Source organism: Rhizobium sp. AP16, assembly GCF_000281735.1.
Classification (GTDB): Bacteria; Pseudomonadota; Alphaproteobacteria; order Rhizobiales; family Rhizobiaceae; genus Rhizobium; species Rhizobium rhizogenes.
The window spans coordinates 1-15,088 of record NZ_AJVM01000057.1 but is presented as its reverse complement, the minus strand read 5'-3'; the positions used below and the strand labels follow the sequence as shown (position 1 = coordinate 15,088).

Here is a 15,088-nt window from a genome sequence, read left to right as displayed (position 1 = left end):
CACGGCTCGGCGCAAGCCGGCACAGATTTTCCACCCCGAACGTTCGACGCTCGATGACCAGATCGCTGGTCTTCTCCCGCTGAAGGGAAGGCGTACGCTTGGCTTGCGCGTACAGCCGGTTTATTGCGCTGCGGTCGCGTGCGGAGCCGAGGTGTGCGACGAATTGACCATTGCGCCAGCGAGCTCGCGCAAATTGACCAGCCCCACCGGGTCTCCCGCAGCCGAGGTCACGACGACATCGCCATCCGGCGCCGAAGTCAGCAATCGCATGGCTTCTTCGACGGTTGAGCCGGCGGCGATCGTAGTTCCAGTCGAAGCCATGCCAGCCCGCAAAGGCCGCATGACAGCCTCGACATGGACAACACGCCCGCGATTGACCTCCTTGACGAAGTTGGCGACGTATTCGTCCGCGGGGTGCAGGACAATATCCTGGCTGGTGCCTTGCTGGATGATTTCGCCGTCGCGCAGAATGGCGATCTGGTCACCCAGGCGAAGCGCTTCGTCGAGGTCATGGGTAATGAAGACGATGGTTTTCTTGATCTCCTTCTGGATGTCGAGAAGAACCGTTTGCATATCCATGCGGATCAGCGGATCGAGCGCCGAGAAGGCCTCGTCCATCAGCAAGACCGGGGCATCGTTGGAAAGCGCGCGCGCCAGGCCGACACGCTGCTGCATGCCGCCGGAAAGCTGGTTGGGATATTTCTGCTCAAAACCCCGCAATCCAACCCGTTCCAGCCAGCGCATGGCGACATCGCGAGCCTTTGAGCGTTCGATACCCTGGACTTCGAGGCCGAACATCGTGTTGTCGAGGACGTTGCGATGCGGCAGCAGCGCAAATTTCTGGAAGACCATCGCCGTCTGAAGGCGGCGAAAGGTTCGAAGCTCGGCTTCGTTCATCCTGACGACATCCACGCCGTCCACCAGCACCTCGCCGGCGGTCGGGTCGATCAGCCGGTTGATGTGCCGGATGAGGGTGGATTTGCCCGAACCGGAAAGACCCATGATGACCTGGATGCAGCCGGACGAGATCTCGATATTGATGTCTCTCAGGCCGAGCACATGCCCATGCTTTTCGTTCAGCTCGGCTTTCGTCAGCCCTTTCTGAACGGCATCGACATGAGCCATCGGGTTAGGGCCGAAAATCTTGTACAGGTGGCGGATCTTGATCCCGCCGAAATGTTGATCAGCCATGGACGATCTCCCGATGCTTCTGGAGCCTCTTGCCATAGGCTTGGCTGACCCGGTCGAAGATGACGGCGATGCCGACGATAGCAAGGCCGTTGAACATTCCCAAGGTGAAGTACTGGTTGGCGATCGCCTTCAGGACGGGCTGGCCGAGGCCCTGCACGCCGATCATCGAGGCGACGACGACCATGGCAAGGGCCATCATGATGGTCTGGTTGATGCCGGCCATGATGGTTGGTAGCGCGAGCGGCAGCTGGACCTTGAAGAGCTTTTGCGCGTTCGAGGTTCCAAATGCGTCCGCGGCCTCCAGCACGTCCTTGTCGACGAGACGGATGCCGAGGTCGGTCAATCTGATCATGGGCGGGATGGCATAGATGACGACGGCGATCAGGCCCGGGACCTTGCCGATCCCGAGCAGCATGACGACCGGGATCAGGTAAACGAAGCTCGGCATGGTCTGCATCACGTCGAGGATAGGATTGATGATCCTTTGAACCGTGTTGGAGCGTGCCATCAGGATTCCGATCGGAATGCCGATGGCAATCGACAGGATGGTGCAGACGAAGATCATCGAGACCGTCCGCATGGTGTCGTCCCACATGTCGAAATAGCCGATCAGCAGCAGAATGACGAGACAGCCGAATACGATCTTCAGGCTGCGGGTCGCAAACCAGGCGATCACAAGAATGATGAGAGTAATGATTGGCCACGGCGTCTGCGTCATGAAGCGATCGGCGGCGATGAGAAAGCGTTGCAGTGGTGAAAACAGGCTTTCGATCGTGTCGCCATAAGTGCGTGTGAAACCGCGGAAACCGTCGTCTATCGCCTTCTTTAGATTCCGCAGCGCGTCATCGTCCATGTGAGGAAATTTATAAAACCATTCCATTCGGTTCCCCTTCTTCGTGCAAGAAGCCGTGGTTCAAGTCTTTTTGATTTTGTCGGCTGCTGAGAGGCGGTGCGCTTTCGCGCACCGCAGGATAGGAGTTTACAGGGCAGCTTCGATCTTCTTGGCTGCTTCTGGCGAAACCCACTTCGTCCAGACGTCCTTGTTTTCCTTCAGGAAGTGCTTGGCACCATCTTCGCCGCTTGCCTGATTGTCGGTCATCCAGGCCATCAGCTTGTTGACGGTCTCGTTGCTCCAGGAGCGCTTCGCGAGGTAGTCCATGACTTCGGGTCCGGCCTTTTCAGAAAAGGGCTTGGCCGTGAGGGTCACGATCTTGTCGATCGGCCATGCATTCGGCTTCGGGTCCGGGCAATCGGCAACCGTGTTGCAGCGCTTCCACTCCGCGGCGTCAGCAGGAACGCCTGCCTCCAGCTTCACCATGGGATACTTGCCGAGCAGAGCGGTGGGCGCCCAGTAGTAGCCTACCCATGCCTTCTTGCTTTCATAAGCCTTGGCGATGGAGCCGTCGAGACCGGCGGCCGACCCTGTGTCCACCAGCGTGAAGCCGGCTTTTTCCGCGCCGAAGGCTTTATAGAGCTGCGAGGTGACAACAGTTCCGCCCCAGCCTTGAGGGCCGTTGAAGATAGCACCCTTTGACGGATCTTCGGGATCCGGGAAGAGCTCCGGATGCTTCAGGAGGTCGGGGATGGTCTTGATGTCGGGATGGGCGTCCGCGAGGTACTTCGGGATCCACCAGCCCTGATTGCCGCCGTCCGGTAGTGGGGAGCCGACCGCAACGATCTTGCCTTCTTCCGTTCCCTTCTTCACGACGTCTGGGAGCAGGTCGACCCATGCTTCCGGCGCGATGTCCGGCTGACCCTTTTCCGCCATGGAGGTGATTGTCGGAACGGTGTCGCCGACAGTGATCTCTGCCTGGCAGCCGTAACCTTCGTTCAGAATGATCTTGTCGAGATTGGAAAGGACCTCGGCGCTCTGCCAATTCATGCTGGCGATAGTGACGCTGCCGCATTCGGCGGCGCTGACAAAGGAAGCTCCTCCGAGGAGGCCGGATATCAAGATTGTGGACGCAAGCAATTTTTTCATTCTCGTTCCCTTTATTGTGCGGCCCTTAGAACTGAGTGGGGCGCCGCAGAACACCCACTCAACGGTTGTCAGGAAGCATCTCCCATACTTACCGATTTCTTGAATGCTGCCGATAGCCCGTTCGCGACGGAAGCGTCGAATCCTGCGGCACGCATGCCTTCAATGGCCGCCGCGGTGGTGCCACGGTAGTCGAGAAAGGCTTTAACAATGTCGTCGGGACAGTCCTCGCGGTGCTCGATCAGACGGCCGGCGCCTGCCAGCACCGTCGTGACCGCCCGCCGGGCGATCTTTTCGGACAACCCATAGGCAATCGCGTCGCGCATCATCGCTGATGCCAGCAAGGCGGGAAAGGCAGGCCCGGACCCGGAAAGGCCGGTCAGATAATCGATATCCGCCTCGCTTGTGACCTCGTCCTGCGATCCGCATGTGTCGAAGATGGCTCGGACGGTGGCGCGGTCATCGTCACCGACCTCATTTGAGGCGATCCAGGGCGTATAGGATTTGCCGACTTCGGCGCCGGCGTTCGGAAGAGAACGGATCACGCGGCCCGTATTGTGCCGGTCGGACAGCGCGCCCAGGCGGATACCCGCCATGACGGAGATGACGAGCTTACCCCGGACGTCGACCGTCAGGCCACTCCAGTCGGCCGGCCGGACGGAGAGAATGATCACATCCGATCGGTCGGCAAGAGCTTGGCTGTCGGTCGTCCAGAAAGCATCTGCAAAACGTTGCGGCTGCTCTATGCGATAGGAGAGTGAGAGCCTGTGCGGCTCAACCAGGCCCGCATCTAGAAGCGAGCCGGCGATGGCTCCGCCAAGCCAGCCGCCACCGCCAATTATGCCAATTCCCAAGGAGCCGACCATATCTGCGCCCCTCCTAGTCAGGCCTATAGCCGTGCCGGGAAAAGAAGCGATCGAGCTCCCTCTGCTGCGGTTCCTGACCGGTGAAAATCGCTATATATTCGTGAATCCGCTTCATGCGGACGGCGAGGTCCTCCTGCGTCTGCATGGAGATATAGCCGATCTGCACCAGGTAGGTCGTTCGCGCCCTCACATCGGCGTTGATCTCGGAGTTGCCGAAGCGAATGAACATGCGCTTCAGGGCTTCGATGCGGGTCTGATCGGCCTCGCGAACCTGTTCGAGGATTTCGCCTGATTGCAGCGCCCAGCTGCGGACCGCAAATTCGAATTTCGCATCAAACAGCTCGTTGTTGAGCCAGCAATCGAAGACATTGAGCATCGCCTCGGCCAGCGATTCCGCATAGGCCTCAGTCTGCTTGACGATACCGCCGGTATTCTTGTCGCGCCACCGCGTAACGAGCGCGGCCAGTAGTTCCTCGCGATCCTTGAAGAACCAGTAGAAGCTTGTTCGTGAGAGATTGAGCTTTTTCGCGAGAGGGAGGATTTTTACCGCATCTATGCCGGAATCGAGCATAGAGTGGTAGGCGGCCTCAAGCCACCCTTCCTGCGATCCTCGCCAACCGGTGTCGTTCAACGTCTGATCCATAGCTGACTTCGTAACAAATTGTCAGTGGTCGCACAACGCGAATGTACAGAAGTGTCGACAGAAATGACGTATCTGTTTTCGTCGTTGACACATATGTACATTACACCTAGCGTCGGCTCCGGCGTTTTTTTATTCCGGAGCATGGCCATGTCGAACGATCCCCTCCTTCAGCCCTATAAACTCAAGCATCTGACCCTGCGGAACCGCATTATCGTGACCTCCCACGAGCCGGCCTATCCGGAGGACGGCATGCCGAAGGGACGTTATCGCGCCTACACCGTCGAGCGGGCAAAGGGCGGCGTGGCGCTGACGATGACGGCGGGATCGGCTGCAGTTTCGCGAGACAGTCCGCCGGTCTTCAACAACCTCCTTGCCTACAAGGACGAGATCGTTCCGTGGATCAGGGAAATGACGGATGCCGTCCACGAACAGGGCGCCGCGATTATGATCCAGCTCACCCACCTCGGCCGGCGTACGCGCTGGGACAAGGGCGACTGGCTTCCCGTTCTGGCGCCCTCCCATCATCGCGAGGCAGCGCACCGTGCCTTCCCGAAGAAATTGGAGGATTGGGACATCGAGCGCATCATCAAGGACTTTGCCGATGCGGCGGAGCGGATGAAGGCGGGCGGCATGGACGGTGTGGAACTGGAAGCCTATGGCCACCTGATCGATCAGTTCATGTCTCCGGTCACCAACGAGCTCGACGGTCCCTATGGCGGCTCGCTCGAAAACCGTATGCGTTTCTGTCTCGACGTCTTCTCGGCGATACGAAAACGGGTAGGGGACGATTTCATTCTCGGTGTTCGCTACACCGCCGACGAATGTCTTCCCGGCGGAACGGATAAGGCCGAAGGCATCGAAATCTCGAAGCGCCTGAAGGAAAGCGGCCTGATCGACTACTTGAACGTCATCCGCGGCCATATCGATACGGATCCCGGCCTGACCGACGTCATTCCGATCCAGGGCATGGCCAGTGCTCCGCATCTCGATTTCGCCGGTGAAATCCGCGCGGCAACGAATTTCCCGACCTTCCATGCCGCCAAGATCCAGGATGTGGCAACCGCCCGCCATGCCATCGCGGCAGGCAAGGTCGACATGGTCGGCATGACTCGCGCCCATATGACGGACCCGCATATTATCCGAAAGATTATGGAAAAGCGGGAAGACGATATCCGCCCCTGCGTCGGCGCCAACTACTGTCTTGACCGCATCTACCAGGGCGGTCTGGCGTTCTGCATTCATAATGCGGCGACCGGCCGCGAAGAAACCATGCCGCATGTCATTGCGAAGGCCGAGATTCGCAAGAAGGTCGTCATCGTGGGCGCCGGTCCGGCCGGTCTGGAGGCTGCTCGCGTTGCCGCCGAGCGCGGCCATGAGGTCGTCGTATTGGAGGCCGCCAACAACGCTGGCGGGCAGATCCGGTTGACGGCTCAGAGCGAGCGCCGCCGCGAAATGATCGGCATCATCGATTGGCGGATGAGCCAATGCGAAAAGCATGGCGTCGTCTTTCGCTTCAATACCTGGGCGGATACCGAAACGATCGCGGCCGAAAATGCCGACGTTGTCATCGTCGCCACCGGCGGCCTGCCGCATACCGAGGTGCTGTCGAAGGGCAACGAATTTGTCGTTTCCTCCTGGGACATCATCTCAGGCGACGTGAAGCCGGGAAGCAATGTCCTGGTCTTCGACGACGCCGGCGATCATGCCGGTCTTCAGGCCGCGGAATTTCTCGCCAAGGCCGGCGCGAAGGTCGAGATCATGACGCCGGACCGCTCCTTTGCTCCGGAAGTCATGGCGATGAACCTGGTGCCGTATATGCGTTCCTTGCAGAAGCAGGATGTGACCTTCACCGTCACCTACCGGCTGGAAGCGGTCGAGAAGAGCGGCAACCAGCTGGTGGCCCATGTCGGCAGCGACTATGGCGGGGTTTCCAAGCAGCGTAGCTTCGATCAGATCGTCATCAATCACGGGACCATCCCGCTTGATGAACTCTATTTCGAACTGAAGCCACTTTCGAGCAACCTTGGCGAAATCTCGCACGACGAGCTTCTAGACGGCCGGCCTCAGTCCGTGGTTCGCAATGCCGACGGAAAATTCCAGTTGTTCCGGATCGGGGATGCTGTCGCCGCGCGAAACACGCACGCCGCCATCTATGACGGGCTGCGTATCGCGAAAGACATCTGATGGTGAGGGCGGACCGGTTCGTCGGTCCACGTTTCTGGAGGCAATGATATGATCGAACGCAGCGAGAACCTGCAATTTTTCGTGGATGCGGCATTTGCGGCGTTCGACCAATTTGCCAAGGCACCGGAGGCCCGCCGCTCCATCCCCCAGATTTTTACGCTCCTCAAGCATCCAGGCCTTGGACGGGAAGGGCCGGGGCGCCGTCTCCCTGTCTGCAAAAATCTTGACGTGGCGCTTTCCATCGATACTTCAGAACCTGCGCTTCGGCGGTTGGTCGAATGTTTCAAGGGGATCGAGTCGAACCTTGAATGGCGCCAGCGGACCAAGCGTGACGGTACGGAAAGCCCAAATTTTGCCGATGGCCACGCCAACGCAATGATCATCGGTCCTGGCGGACTGGAGGAGCGAAGCGACCTATGGATTGGCGTCACTTTAATGGTGCCCCATGTGCGTTATCCGGATCACGATCACGCGCCCGAGGAAGTCTACCTCGTCTTGTCCAAGGGGGAGTTCCAGCAAGGGGAGGGGGACTGGTTTTCTCCCGGTATCGGCGGGTCGTTTTATAATGAGCCCGGAATCAAACACGCGATGAGATCGGTCGAGACACCGTTCCTCGCCTTCTGGGCGCTGTTGGCCGAAAGACAGCACTGACTGGCCAAGGCCGAGAATAATACAGCCGTCCCCTCGATCGGTGAGAGCCTTTGTTTGCGTCAGCTACCCACGATAGCGGAGGATGTCGACGAGCAGGGTCAGGGCAGGTGAAGAGTGCCTCCGGCTCGGATAGTAAAGGTGATAGCCGGGAAAATAGGGACACCAGTCCTCAAGAACCCGGATGAGCCGCCCCTCGGCAACGTAGGGGAGCACCTGATCTTCCGGCATGTAGGCCACCCCCAGCCCGTCCAGGGCCGAATGCAGCCTCATACCGAGATTGTTGAAGACGAGCTGTCCTTCGCCCCGCACCTTCACCTCTCGTCCGTCCTTCTCGAGACCCCAGGGAAAGAGCCCGCCATAGGTCGGAAGCCGCATATTGATGCAGCTGTGCGCGGTGAGGTCCTGTGGCGTTTGCGGAGCAGGCCGCTTCTCGAAATAGGCCGGTGATCCGACGACCGCCATCCGCATCTCGGGACCGATGCGAACCGCGATCATGTCCTTTGCCACCTGTTCGCCCATGCGAACGCCGGCATCAAAGCCCTCGGCGACAATGTCGGTCAGACCGTAGTCGACGATGATCTCGACGTTGATGTCGGGATAGTTCGGCAGAAACCGCTTGAGAGCTGGTTGAAGCACGGAGATGGCCGGGTGCTCGCCAGCTGTGATGCGTATTGTGCCGGCCGGCTTCTCGCGCAACTCACTTAACGCCGCCAGTTCCGCTTCTATGTCCTCGAACCTCGGCGCGACGGTTTGCAGCAGGCGTTCACCGGCGTCGGTTGGAGCCACACTGCGCGTCGTACGCGTGAGCAGGCGGAGCCCAAGCCGCTCCTCCAATGCTTTGATGGTCTGGCTCAGGGCGGATTGCGAAACCCCAAGCTTTGCTGCCGCCTTTGTGAAGCTGCGCTCCTTCGCGACGGTGGCGAAAGCAGCGAGATCGTTGAAGTTTTCGTGCGGCATTGATTAGTCCATCTTATAGGAACATGCAGATTATAGCATCTAATCGCATGGCGCCAGACGCGTTAAATTCGGGCCAATCCGCAAAATGACGAAATGAATGGCGTTGCGGCGCATGGTGGTTGCTGACGGGTAGCGCCTTCAGACATCAAGGAGAACGACGATGAAAAAGAGACAGATTGGAAATCTCGAAGTATCCGCTCTCGGCCTCGGCTGTATGAGCATGAGTGCCCTCTACGGACCGCCGGCGGACAAGGCCGAGATGATCAAGCTCATCCGGGCCGCCCATGATCGCGGCGTGACGCTCTTCGACACCGCCGAATCCTATGGCCCCTTCGTCAACGAGGAGCTTGTCGGTGAAGCGCTCGGCCCGATTCGCGACAAGATGGTCGTCGCCACCAAATTCGGCTTCGATATAGACCTAAAGACCGGCGAGCGCCGTGGGGGTACCAACAGCCAGCCGGAGCATATCAAGGCCGCTGTCGATGCCTGCCTCAAGCGTTTGCGGACCGATCGCATCGATCTCTTGTACCAGCACCGCGTCGATCCGGAGGTGCCGATCGAGGATGTGGCCGGCGCCGTCAAGGATCTGATTTCCGCGGGCAAGGTCAAGCATTTCGGTCTTTCCGAAGCGGGCGTCCAGACGATCCGCCGGGCGCACGCCGTCCAGTCGATCACGGCGGTTCAGAGCGAATATTCGCTGTTCTGGCGCGGGCCGGAGATGGAGCTTTTGCCGGTGCTCGAGGAGCTCGGCATTGGCTTTGTGCCATTCAGCCCGTTGGGTGCCGGCTTCCTGACCGGCAAGATTGACGAGAACACCAAGTTCGATCCGACCGATTTCCGCAACAATGTGCCCCGCTTTTCACCCGAGGCCCGCAAGGCGAACTTCGCCTTGGTCGATCTCATCAGGGCCGTCGGCGAACGCAAGGGCGCAACGCCGGCGCAGGTCGCGCTTGCCTGGCTGCTCGCCCAAAAGCCCTGGATCGTGCCGATCCCCGGCACCACCAAGCTGCATCGCCTCGAGGAGAACCTTGGAGCGGTCGATCTCGAACTGAGCACAGACGATCTCGCCGAGATCAACATAGCGGTGTCGAAGATCGAAGTTCAGGGCGAGCGTCTTCCCGAGGCCGCGCTGAAGATGACCGGTCGGTAAAGGTTGATGGCAAATGGGCACCTCCGGGCTGCACTCTGCCTGCATGGCTCTGTCGATGTTGCTCTCGTCAGCTTCTGTCAGAGATGGTGGGAGCGACGGCGCGCAATCCAATGGAGACGCCACCATGCGTGCGGAGCGTCACTCAAACGAAAGAGCATCCGCACATTTGCGCCCTGACAGCCGGATAGCCGACATGCTGGGCACTCCGGCATTTGCGGGTTTCGGTCGATTGCTGTTGCCATGGGACAATCATACCTACGACGAGACGATGCGCCTTGGCGATATCGGCTCGCTTCTGCCCTATCACAGTCATGTGGATCCCATGAATGTCGTCTCCGCGCTCAATCGCATGATTGATGACGTGAACAAGGGCGAAACGATATTCTACGATTTTTACACTGAGGTGCAGAAACGGGAAGATCCAACCAAAGAGAACACTGGCTTGTTCTTCTTTCGTGGCAAGCCGGGAGCGCCCTTCGCCGTTGTCTCTCCTGGCGGCGGGTTTGCCTATGTTGGTTCGGTTCACGAGGGTTTTCCCTATGCCTTGGAGATCAGCGGACGCGGATACAATGCCTTTGTGCTGAGATATCGGGCCGGAGATGGCGCCAGAGTCGCGACCGACGACCTTGCGGCGGCCATCTCCTACATCTTCAAGAATGCCGGCGCTCTCGGTGTCGGCATCAGGGACTATTCCCTGTGGGGTAGTTCGGCCGGGGCACGGATGGCGGCGGCGATCGGTTCGCATGGCGTCGCGGCTTTCGGTGGCGACGATCTTCCCAGACCATCGGCGGTCGTGACAGCTTACACCGGCCATTCAGACCATTCGTCCACGGAGCCTCCCACCTTTGTCGTCATCGGCGAGCAAGACGGAATTGTGCCTCCATCCCTCATGGAAAGACGCATTGCAGCCCTGCGCCAAGCCGGCACCAAGGTCGAATATCATAAATACAGCGGTCTTGGTCACGGCTTTGGACCCGGCATCGGCACCAGCGCCGAAGGATGGATCGCGGACGCTATCCGGTTCTGGGAACGTCACATGAAAAATAGCAGCCACCAATTGCGAAGAAACGCCATAGGCAAGTCGCGGATTGATTAGCTCAACTTCTAGAGCCTATCAGACTTAGCTGTCTAATCAAAAAGTGACATTGCGTCTAGCGTTGGGGTCATCTTGATTTGGTAGAAGGACCCAACCTTGAGCGCCTGGAAGTATCTATTCGCACCATTATTGGTGTCAGCCGGCATCCTGATATCGCCTACGGCAATGGCTCAACAGGCGAGCAAGCCCGAGCCTCTGGTCATTCAGGAGCAGGGCAGCTTTGCGGTCGGGGGGAGGGTTGCAACGGCCCCCGGCACTTTCGATGCGCGGAAGCCGCTCGAGCCTGCCGGGCAGACCTATCACGGCGATCATCTCTACGCCTTCTATCAGGCCCCGGTTAATCCACGGAAGTTTCCGATCGTCATGTGGCATGGCGCCGGCCAGTTCTCCAAGACATGGGAGACAACGGCCGATGGTCGCGAGGGCTTCCAAACCATCTTTCTGCGCCGGCATTTCTCCACCTATCTGATTGACCAGCCGCGTCGGGGTGATGCGGGTCGCAGCATGGTCGAGACGACAATCAAGCCGACACCGGACGAGCAGCTCTGGTTCAATCAGTTCCGCGTCGGCCTCTGGCCGAATTACTTTGAGGGCATCCAGTTCGACCGCAGCCCGGAGACGCTCAATCAGTTCTTCCGATCGATGACGCCCAATACCGGGCCATTCGACATGAACGTGACTTCCGACGGTGTCTCGGCGCTCTTCAACCGGATCGGTCCCGGCATTCTCTTCACCCATTCGCAAGGCGGTGGCCCCGGCTGGCTGGCCGCCATCAAGAACCAGAACGTCAAGGCGATCGTCTCGTTCGAGCCCGGCAGCAGCTTCGTTTTCCCCGAAGGCGAGGTGCCCGCTCCGATCCCGAGCGCGTTTGATACCGTTCAAGGTGCGACGGTCCCGATGGAGCAGTTCATGGCACTGACGCGCATACCGATCCTCGTCTTCTACGGCGACAATATACCCGATCATCCGGTGGACCTGCCGGCGCAGGATAGCTGGCGTGCCCGACTTCAGATGGCCCGGCTGTGGCGGGATGCGGTCAACAAGCATGGCGGCGATGTGACCGTCGTGCACCTGCCGGAGATCGGCATCAAGGGCAACACGCACTTTCCCTTTTCGGACCTGAACAACGTCGAGATTGCGGATCAGGTGTCGAAGTTCCTCGACGAGAAGAACCTCGATTGATCCGCCGTTGGGGCCGACGTTTTTGCACCGGAACAAAGGAATTCAAATGAAGTCAATTGTGCTGACTATCTTCTCGCTATTCCTCCTTGCTTCGGCGGCTCTGGGTGAGCCTGAGCGGGCGGTCGTCGTCACCCGCGCCGGTTCGCAACCCTCCACCTCAGGACCCGCGGACAATTTCACCGGCTCAGTGCGCGTCGATTCCCGGTTTCAAAGAGATGCACCGGCGCGGATCGGCGGCGGGATCGTGACGTTCGAGCCGGGTGCGCGTAGCGCCTGGCACTCGCATCCGCTTGGCCAGACACTGATCGTCACGGCTGGGGTCGGCCTGGTACAGCATTGGGGCGGTCCCATCCAGGACATCAGACCCGGCGACGTCGTCTGGATTCCGCCTGATGTCAAGCATTGGCATGGCGCCACCGCCATCACCGGCATGACCCATATCGCGATTGCTGAAGCGCTTGATGGCAAGTCGGTGGACTGGATGGAACAGGTTTCGGACAAGCAGTATCAGCGCTAGGCCGGATCCACACGTTTTTCAATTTATTCATAAGCTTGAACGAGGTTCCTCATGAGGATATTTACAGACCGGTTCTTTAAGGTCGTCATGGTCGCCGGCGTTGTGTCGCTTGTCGGATGGCAGGCGGACGCGGAAACCAACCGCGTGAAATTCCCCGAAAACCTCGACCAGCTGGTGCACTACACGACCGTCCGGCGCGGCAACGTGACCGAGCACATCATGACCACACCCGAAGCGATGGAGGCCGTCAAAAAGGGACAGCCGATCCCGAGCGGCACGCATTTCGTGCTTGTCGATTATCGGGATGGCAAGCTCTACCGATATTTCGTCATGGAAAAGGGCAGCGGTTGGGGCGCCGACTACGACGAACGTCGCCGCACTGGCGATTGGCAATTCCAGTGGTTCTGGCCCGACAAGACGGTCAACATGAGCGAGAATACCGCCCGCTGCCAATCCTGCCATCAAGGGCAAGCGGATAGCGATTACCTCTATACCGCTTACCGCATTCCAAGGTTCAGCGATACGCCGGTCGAATAGGTTGAGGGCCAGTGCGTTGAGTTCCGTATTTCTCCTGCGGCTGGCGTTCGACGTTATAGCCGCTGGCCTGCTGCTGATCGGCCTTTCCTACTGGTGGCTGGGCAACACCGTCCATGAAATCGTCGGCACCGCCATGTTTCTGCTGGTGATCGTGCACAACGTTTTCAACAGGCGCTGGTACGGCACGATCCACAGAGGAGGGCGCGAGGCGAGGGGCTTGATCAATATCGTCATCACCGCGCTGCTGCTCGTCGCCATGCTGGTGCTGCTGGTAACTAGTGTGCTGATCTCCAACACCTTGTCAGGCGTCATGTCACCCTATGGCGGCTTCACGGTTCGTCAGATCCATACACTTGCCGCTTACTGGGTTCTGGTCATCATTTCTATCCATCTGGGCCTGCGTTGGCCGATGATCATGGGCGTGGCACGCAATCTGTTCGGCATCTCCAACCCGAGCGCGGCGCGAAGCTTGATGCTTCGGGCGATCGCCATTGTCATCGCCATTCATGGAGTCTGGAGTTCGTTCGAGCTGGGCCTCGGCACCAAGCTCGCAATGCAGGTCACTCTAGACTGGTGGAATTTCGAGGAGTCTGTGGCGGGATTCTTTATCCACTGCCTCGCAATCGCAGGCCTCTACATGGTCCTGACCTACTACGCGATGAAGTGGCTGCGGATGAGAAAGCACTGACCGGTCGTCGGCGATTGGCCATTCTCGCAAGGCGAAGGGCAATCTCAAAGGTTGCTAATTGTCATACAAGCACTTGCTTGGCCTTGGTGGTCACTATTATCATACGCCTATCAAGCATGTGTTGGACCGAGACTGCCGTGGTCGTCGTATAGGGAAAGCTATCGGTATGTTTCCGAAAGATCGACTTCGTTGGATCAACGAACTCAACACAATCATCGCGCATCTTTGACCGATGGCCGAGCTTGCTATCTATCTTGGATTGTTCATGGCTGCCTTTGCGGCAGCCACCATTCTGCCGATGCAGTCCGAGGCTGCCTTGGTCGGCTTGCTCCTGACGGGAGAATATGCAGTCCCGGTACTCGTGGCCGTCGCCAGCGTCGGCAATGTCCTCGGCTCGTTGCTCAACTGGATATTCGGTCGCGGCATGGAACGTTTCCGCTCGCGGCGATGGTTTCCTGTTAGCGAACAGGCGATGGACCGGGCGCAGATTTGGTATCGACGCTATGGACGATGGTCGTTGCTGGCAAGTTGGCTGCCGATCGTTGGTGATCCGATCACAGTTGCCGCGGGCGTTCTGCGCGAGCCGCTGCCGACATTCCTGTTGCTGGTGACGGTTGCGAAGGTCGGGCGATATGTTGCGCTTGCTACGGTGACCACGAGCCTGGTTTAGCGTTCTGGGAATATGGCCTGTTGGCGATTGAAAACGCGAGCCCTAAAGATTCCCGAGGCCTTTGCAACTAATTGAAATCATTATGTCTATTTCCAGAGCGCGAACTCCCCAGTTCCCAGATTGAACCCTGGTTTTTCCCAATTCGCAAGGCCAAAAAAAATCGGGCGACGCCCGATTTAAGATTCCAGAGAGTTTAAGACCGATATTGCGTCTGTCCGGAGATAGAAATTTTCGCCAGCCCGCCACTTGGGAATGCGGACCTCAGGGCCGCCGGTTACGAGTTGAATCCTCGAATTTCCCTAATCGCCTCGCTTCGTTTAGAAATCCTCTCTCGCTGACGTAAGCCCTGTTGAAATCGGCAACCTGGCTCTTGCTGTAGTTCGGCGAGCCAAATTCTTTGGTGAAAAATTCCTCAAGGAAACCTTCATGCACCAGCCCGACCAATGTCTCCGGCCGGACACCCAGGACGATCCTTGCCGCGGACGGCATCAGAAGTTCGGACGGCGCTGGGCGACGGCTGCCGCAAGGAACTGTGGCCGGCCGTGCCATCGAGAGGTAGGCCGCCTCGCCACCGTCATTTATTCGACCATCTCGGATGAGCGTGGTCATGGCGTACCGGAAATTGCCCGTATGACCGGGCTTTCCGCTGAATATGTCTACGCCGTTGTGCGTTTGATCGAGAAGGGCGAGGAACGGCTACTAAGATCGGTGGAATCCGGCCAAATTCCATTCAGCGTCGCTGTGGAGATCGCCGACGCTGTTGATTTCCACTGAGAGC

Annotated in this window: 16 protein-coding genes; 10 read left to right on the top strand and 6 right to left on the bottom strand. The window is 58.8% G+C overall.

Annotation, left to right across the window (positions count from 1 at the left end):
• Positions 1-120: 120 nt before the first annotated feature.
• The 5 genes from PMI03_RS16410 to PMI03_RS16390 form a co-directional block, all read right to left on the bottom strand.
• Positions 121-1,191, bottom strand: coding sequence for a glycine betaine/L-proline ABC transporter ATP-binding protein (locus PMI03_RS16410; RefSeq protein ID WP_007695251.1), 1,071 nt, complete (start codon positions 1,189-1,191; stop codon positions 121-123).
• Positions 1,184-2,071: a proline/glycine betaine ABC transporter permease gene (locus tag PMI03_RS16405; protein WP_007695248.1), complete on the bottom strand. Its 888-nt coding sequence runs from the start codon at positions 2,069-2,071 to the stop codon at positions 1,184-1,186. Before PMI03_RS16405 ends, PMI03_RS16410 begins: the two co-directional genes overlap by 8 nt.
• A 99-nt stretch (positions 2,072-2,170) precedes the next feature.
• The gene (locus PMI03_RS16400; RefSeq protein ID WP_007695245.1) at positions 2,171-3,172 is read right to left on the bottom strand and encodes an ABC transporter substrate-binding protein; all 1,002 of its coding nucleotides are present in this window, start codon (positions 3,170-3,172) and stop codon (positions 2,171-2,173) included.
• 68 nt (positions 3,173-3,240) lie between these two features.
• Positions 3,241-4,035, bottom strand: a complete 795-nt coding sequence (locus PMI03_RS16395; protein WP_007695244.1) for a pyrroline-5-carboxylate reductase — start codon at positions 4,033-4,035, stop codon at positions 3,241-3,243.
• Positions 4,036-4,048: 13 nt separating this feature from the next.
• A complete protein-coding gene (locus PMI03_RS16390) occupies positions 4,049-4,678 on the bottom strand; it encodes a TetR/AcrR family transcriptional regulator (protein WP_007695243.1) in 630 nt (209 codons plus the stop codon).
• 147 nt (positions 4,679-4,825) lie between these two features.
• On the opposite strand from PMI03_RS16390, the gene PMI03_RS16385 reads away from it, so the two are divergent.
• Together PMI03_RS16385 and PMI03_RS16380 are read left to right on the top strand one after the other, a co-directional pair.
• On the top strand, positions 4,826-6,862 hold the full coding sequence (locus PMI03_RS16385; RefSeq protein ID WP_007695242.1) for an NADH:flavin oxidoreductase: 2,037 nt from the start codon (positions 4,826-4,828) through the stop codon (positions 6,860-6,862).
• Positions 6,863-6,910: 48 nt separating this feature from the next.
• A complete protein-coding gene (locus PMI03_RS16380) occupies positions 6,911-7,513 on the top strand; it encodes a dimethylsulfoniopropionate lyase (protein WP_007695241.1) in 603 nt (200 codons plus the stop codon).
• A gap of 63 nt (positions 7,514-7,576) precedes the next feature.
• Here the strand turns inward: PMI03_RS16380 and PMI03_RS16375 are convergent, their stop codons facing one another.
• Positions 7,577-8,470 (bottom strand): LysR family transcriptional regulator, encoded by an 894-nt coding sequence (locus tag PMI03_RS16375; RefSeq protein WP_007695240.1) that lies wholly within the window; start codon positions 8,468-8,470, stop codon positions 7,577-7,579.
• A gap of 160 nt (positions 8,471-8,630) precedes the next feature.
• On the opposite strand from PMI03_RS16375, the gene PMI03_RS16370 reads away from it, so the two are divergent.
• The 8 genes from PMI03_RS16370 (at position 8,631) to PMI03_RS31775 (ending at position 15,084) form a co-directional block, all read left to right on the top strand.
• Complete coding sequence (locus PMI03_RS16370) at positions 8,631-9,620, top strand: aldo/keto reductase (RefSeq protein WP_007695239.1); 990 nt, start codon at positions 8,631-8,633, stop codon at positions 9,618-9,620.
• 13 nt (positions 9,621-9,633) lie between these two features.
• Positions 9,634-10,716 (top strand): alpha/beta hydrolase, encoded by a 1,083-nt coding sequence (locus PMI03_RS16365; protein WP_309574397.1) that lies wholly within the window; start codon positions 9,634-9,636, stop codon positions 10,714-10,716.
• Between the two features lie 165 nt (positions 10,717-10,881).
• Positions 10,882-11,898 carry an alpha/beta fold hydrolase gene (locus tag PMI03_RS16360; RefSeq protein ID WP_309574398.1) on the top strand — a complete coding sequence of 339 codons (1,017 nt, stop codon included), beginning with the start codon at positions 10,882-10,884 and terminating at the stop codon, positions 11,896-11,898.
• A 46-nt stretch (positions 11,899-11,944) separates the two neighbouring features.
• Positions 11,945-12,415 (top strand): cupin domain-containing protein, encoded by a 471-nt coding sequence (locus PMI03_RS16355; protein WP_007695235.1) that lies wholly within the window; start codon positions 11,945-11,947, stop codon positions 12,413-12,415.
• Positions 12,416-12,466: 51 nt separating this feature from the next.
• A complete protein-coding gene (locus tag PMI03_RS16350; protein ID WP_007695233.1) occupies positions 12,467-12,952 on the top strand; it encodes a cytochrome P460 family protein in 486 nt (161 codons plus the stop codon).
• A 16-nt stretch (positions 12,953-12,968) separates the two neighbouring features.
• Positions 12,969-13,640 carry a DUF4405 domain-containing protein gene (locus tag PMI03_RS16345; protein WP_007695230.1) on the top strand — a complete coding sequence of 224 codons (672 nt, stop codon included), beginning with the start codon at positions 12,969-12,971 and terminating at the stop codon, positions 13,638-13,640.
• A 232-nt stretch (positions 13,641-13,872) separates the two neighbouring features.
• Positions 13,873-14,310: a YqaA family protein gene (locus PMI03_RS16340; RefSeq protein WP_007695228.1), complete on the top strand. Its 438-nt coding sequence runs from the start codon at positions 13,873-13,875 to the stop codon at positions 14,308-14,310.
• Positions 14,311-14,736: 426 nt separating this feature from the next.
• Entirely contained in the window at positions 14,737-15,084 is a 348-nt protein-coding gene (locus tag PMI03_RS31775; protein ID WP_007695226.1) for a hypothetical protein, read from the top strand.
• Positions 15,085-15,088: the final 4 nt, after the last annotated feature.

Excerpts from the sequence above, each read along its gene's own strand:
- PMI03_RS16410 (WP_007695251.1), bottom strand. The coding sequence starts at position 1,191 with ATGGCTGATCAACATTTCGGCGGGATCAAGATCCGCCACCTGTACAAG.
- PMI03_RS16405 (WP_007695248.1), bottom strand. The coding sequence starts at position 2,071 with ATGGAATGGTTTTATAAATTTCCTCACATGGACGATGACGCGCTGCGG.
- PMI03_RS16400 (WP_007695245.1), bottom strand. The coding sequence starts at position 3,172 with ATGAAAAAATTGCTTGCGTCCACAATCTTGATATCCGGCCTCCTCGGA.
- PMI03_RS16395 (WP_007695244.1), bottom strand. The coding sequence starts at position 4,035 with ATGGTCGGCTCCTTGGGAATTGGCATAATTGGCGGTGGCGGCTGGCTT.
- PMI03_RS16390 (WP_007695243.1), bottom strand. The coding sequence starts at position 4,678 with ATGGATCAGACGTTGAACGACACCGGTTGGCGAGGATCGCAGGAAGGG.
- PMI03_RS16385 (WP_007695242.1), top strand. The coding sequence starts at position 4,826 with ATGTCGAACGATCCCCTCCTTCAGCCCTATAAACTCAAGCATCTGACC.
- PMI03_RS16380 (WP_007695241.1), top strand. The coding sequence starts at position 6,911 with ATGATCGAACGCAGCGAGAACCTGCAATTTTTCGTGGATGCGGCATTT.
- PMI03_RS16375 (WP_007695240.1), bottom strand. The coding sequence starts at position 8,470 with ATGCCGCACGAAAACTTCAACGATCTCGCTGCTTTCGCCACCGTCGCG.
- PMI03_RS16370 (WP_007695239.1), top strand. The coding sequence starts at position 8,631 with ATGAAAAAGAGACAGATTGGAAATCTCGAAGTATCCGCTCTCGGCCTC.
- PMI03_RS16365 (WP_309574397.1), top strand. The coding sequence starts at position 9,634 with ATGGGCACCTCCGGGCTGCACTCTGCCTGCATGGCTCTGTCGATGTTG.
- PMI03_RS16360 (WP_309574398.1), top strand. The coding sequence starts at position 10,882 with ATGGCTCAACAGGCGAGCAAGCCCGAGCCTCTGGTCATTCAGGAGCAG.
- PMI03_RS16355 (WP_007695235.1), top strand. The coding sequence starts at position 11,945 with ATGAAGTCAATTGTGCTGACTATCTTCTCGCTATTCCTCCTTGCTTCG.
- PMI03_RS16350 (WP_007695233.1), top strand. The coding sequence starts at position 12,467 with ATGAGGATATTTACAGACCGGTTCTTTAAGGTCGTCATGGTCGCCGGC.
- PMI03_RS16340 (WP_007695228.1), top strand. The coding sequence starts at position 13,873 with ATGGCCGAGCTTGCTATCTATCTTGGATTGTTCATGGCTGCCTTTGCG.
- PMI03_RS31775 (WP_007695226.1), top strand. The coding sequence starts at position 14,737 with ATGCACCAGCCCGACCAATGTCTCCGGCCGGACACCCAGGACGATCCT.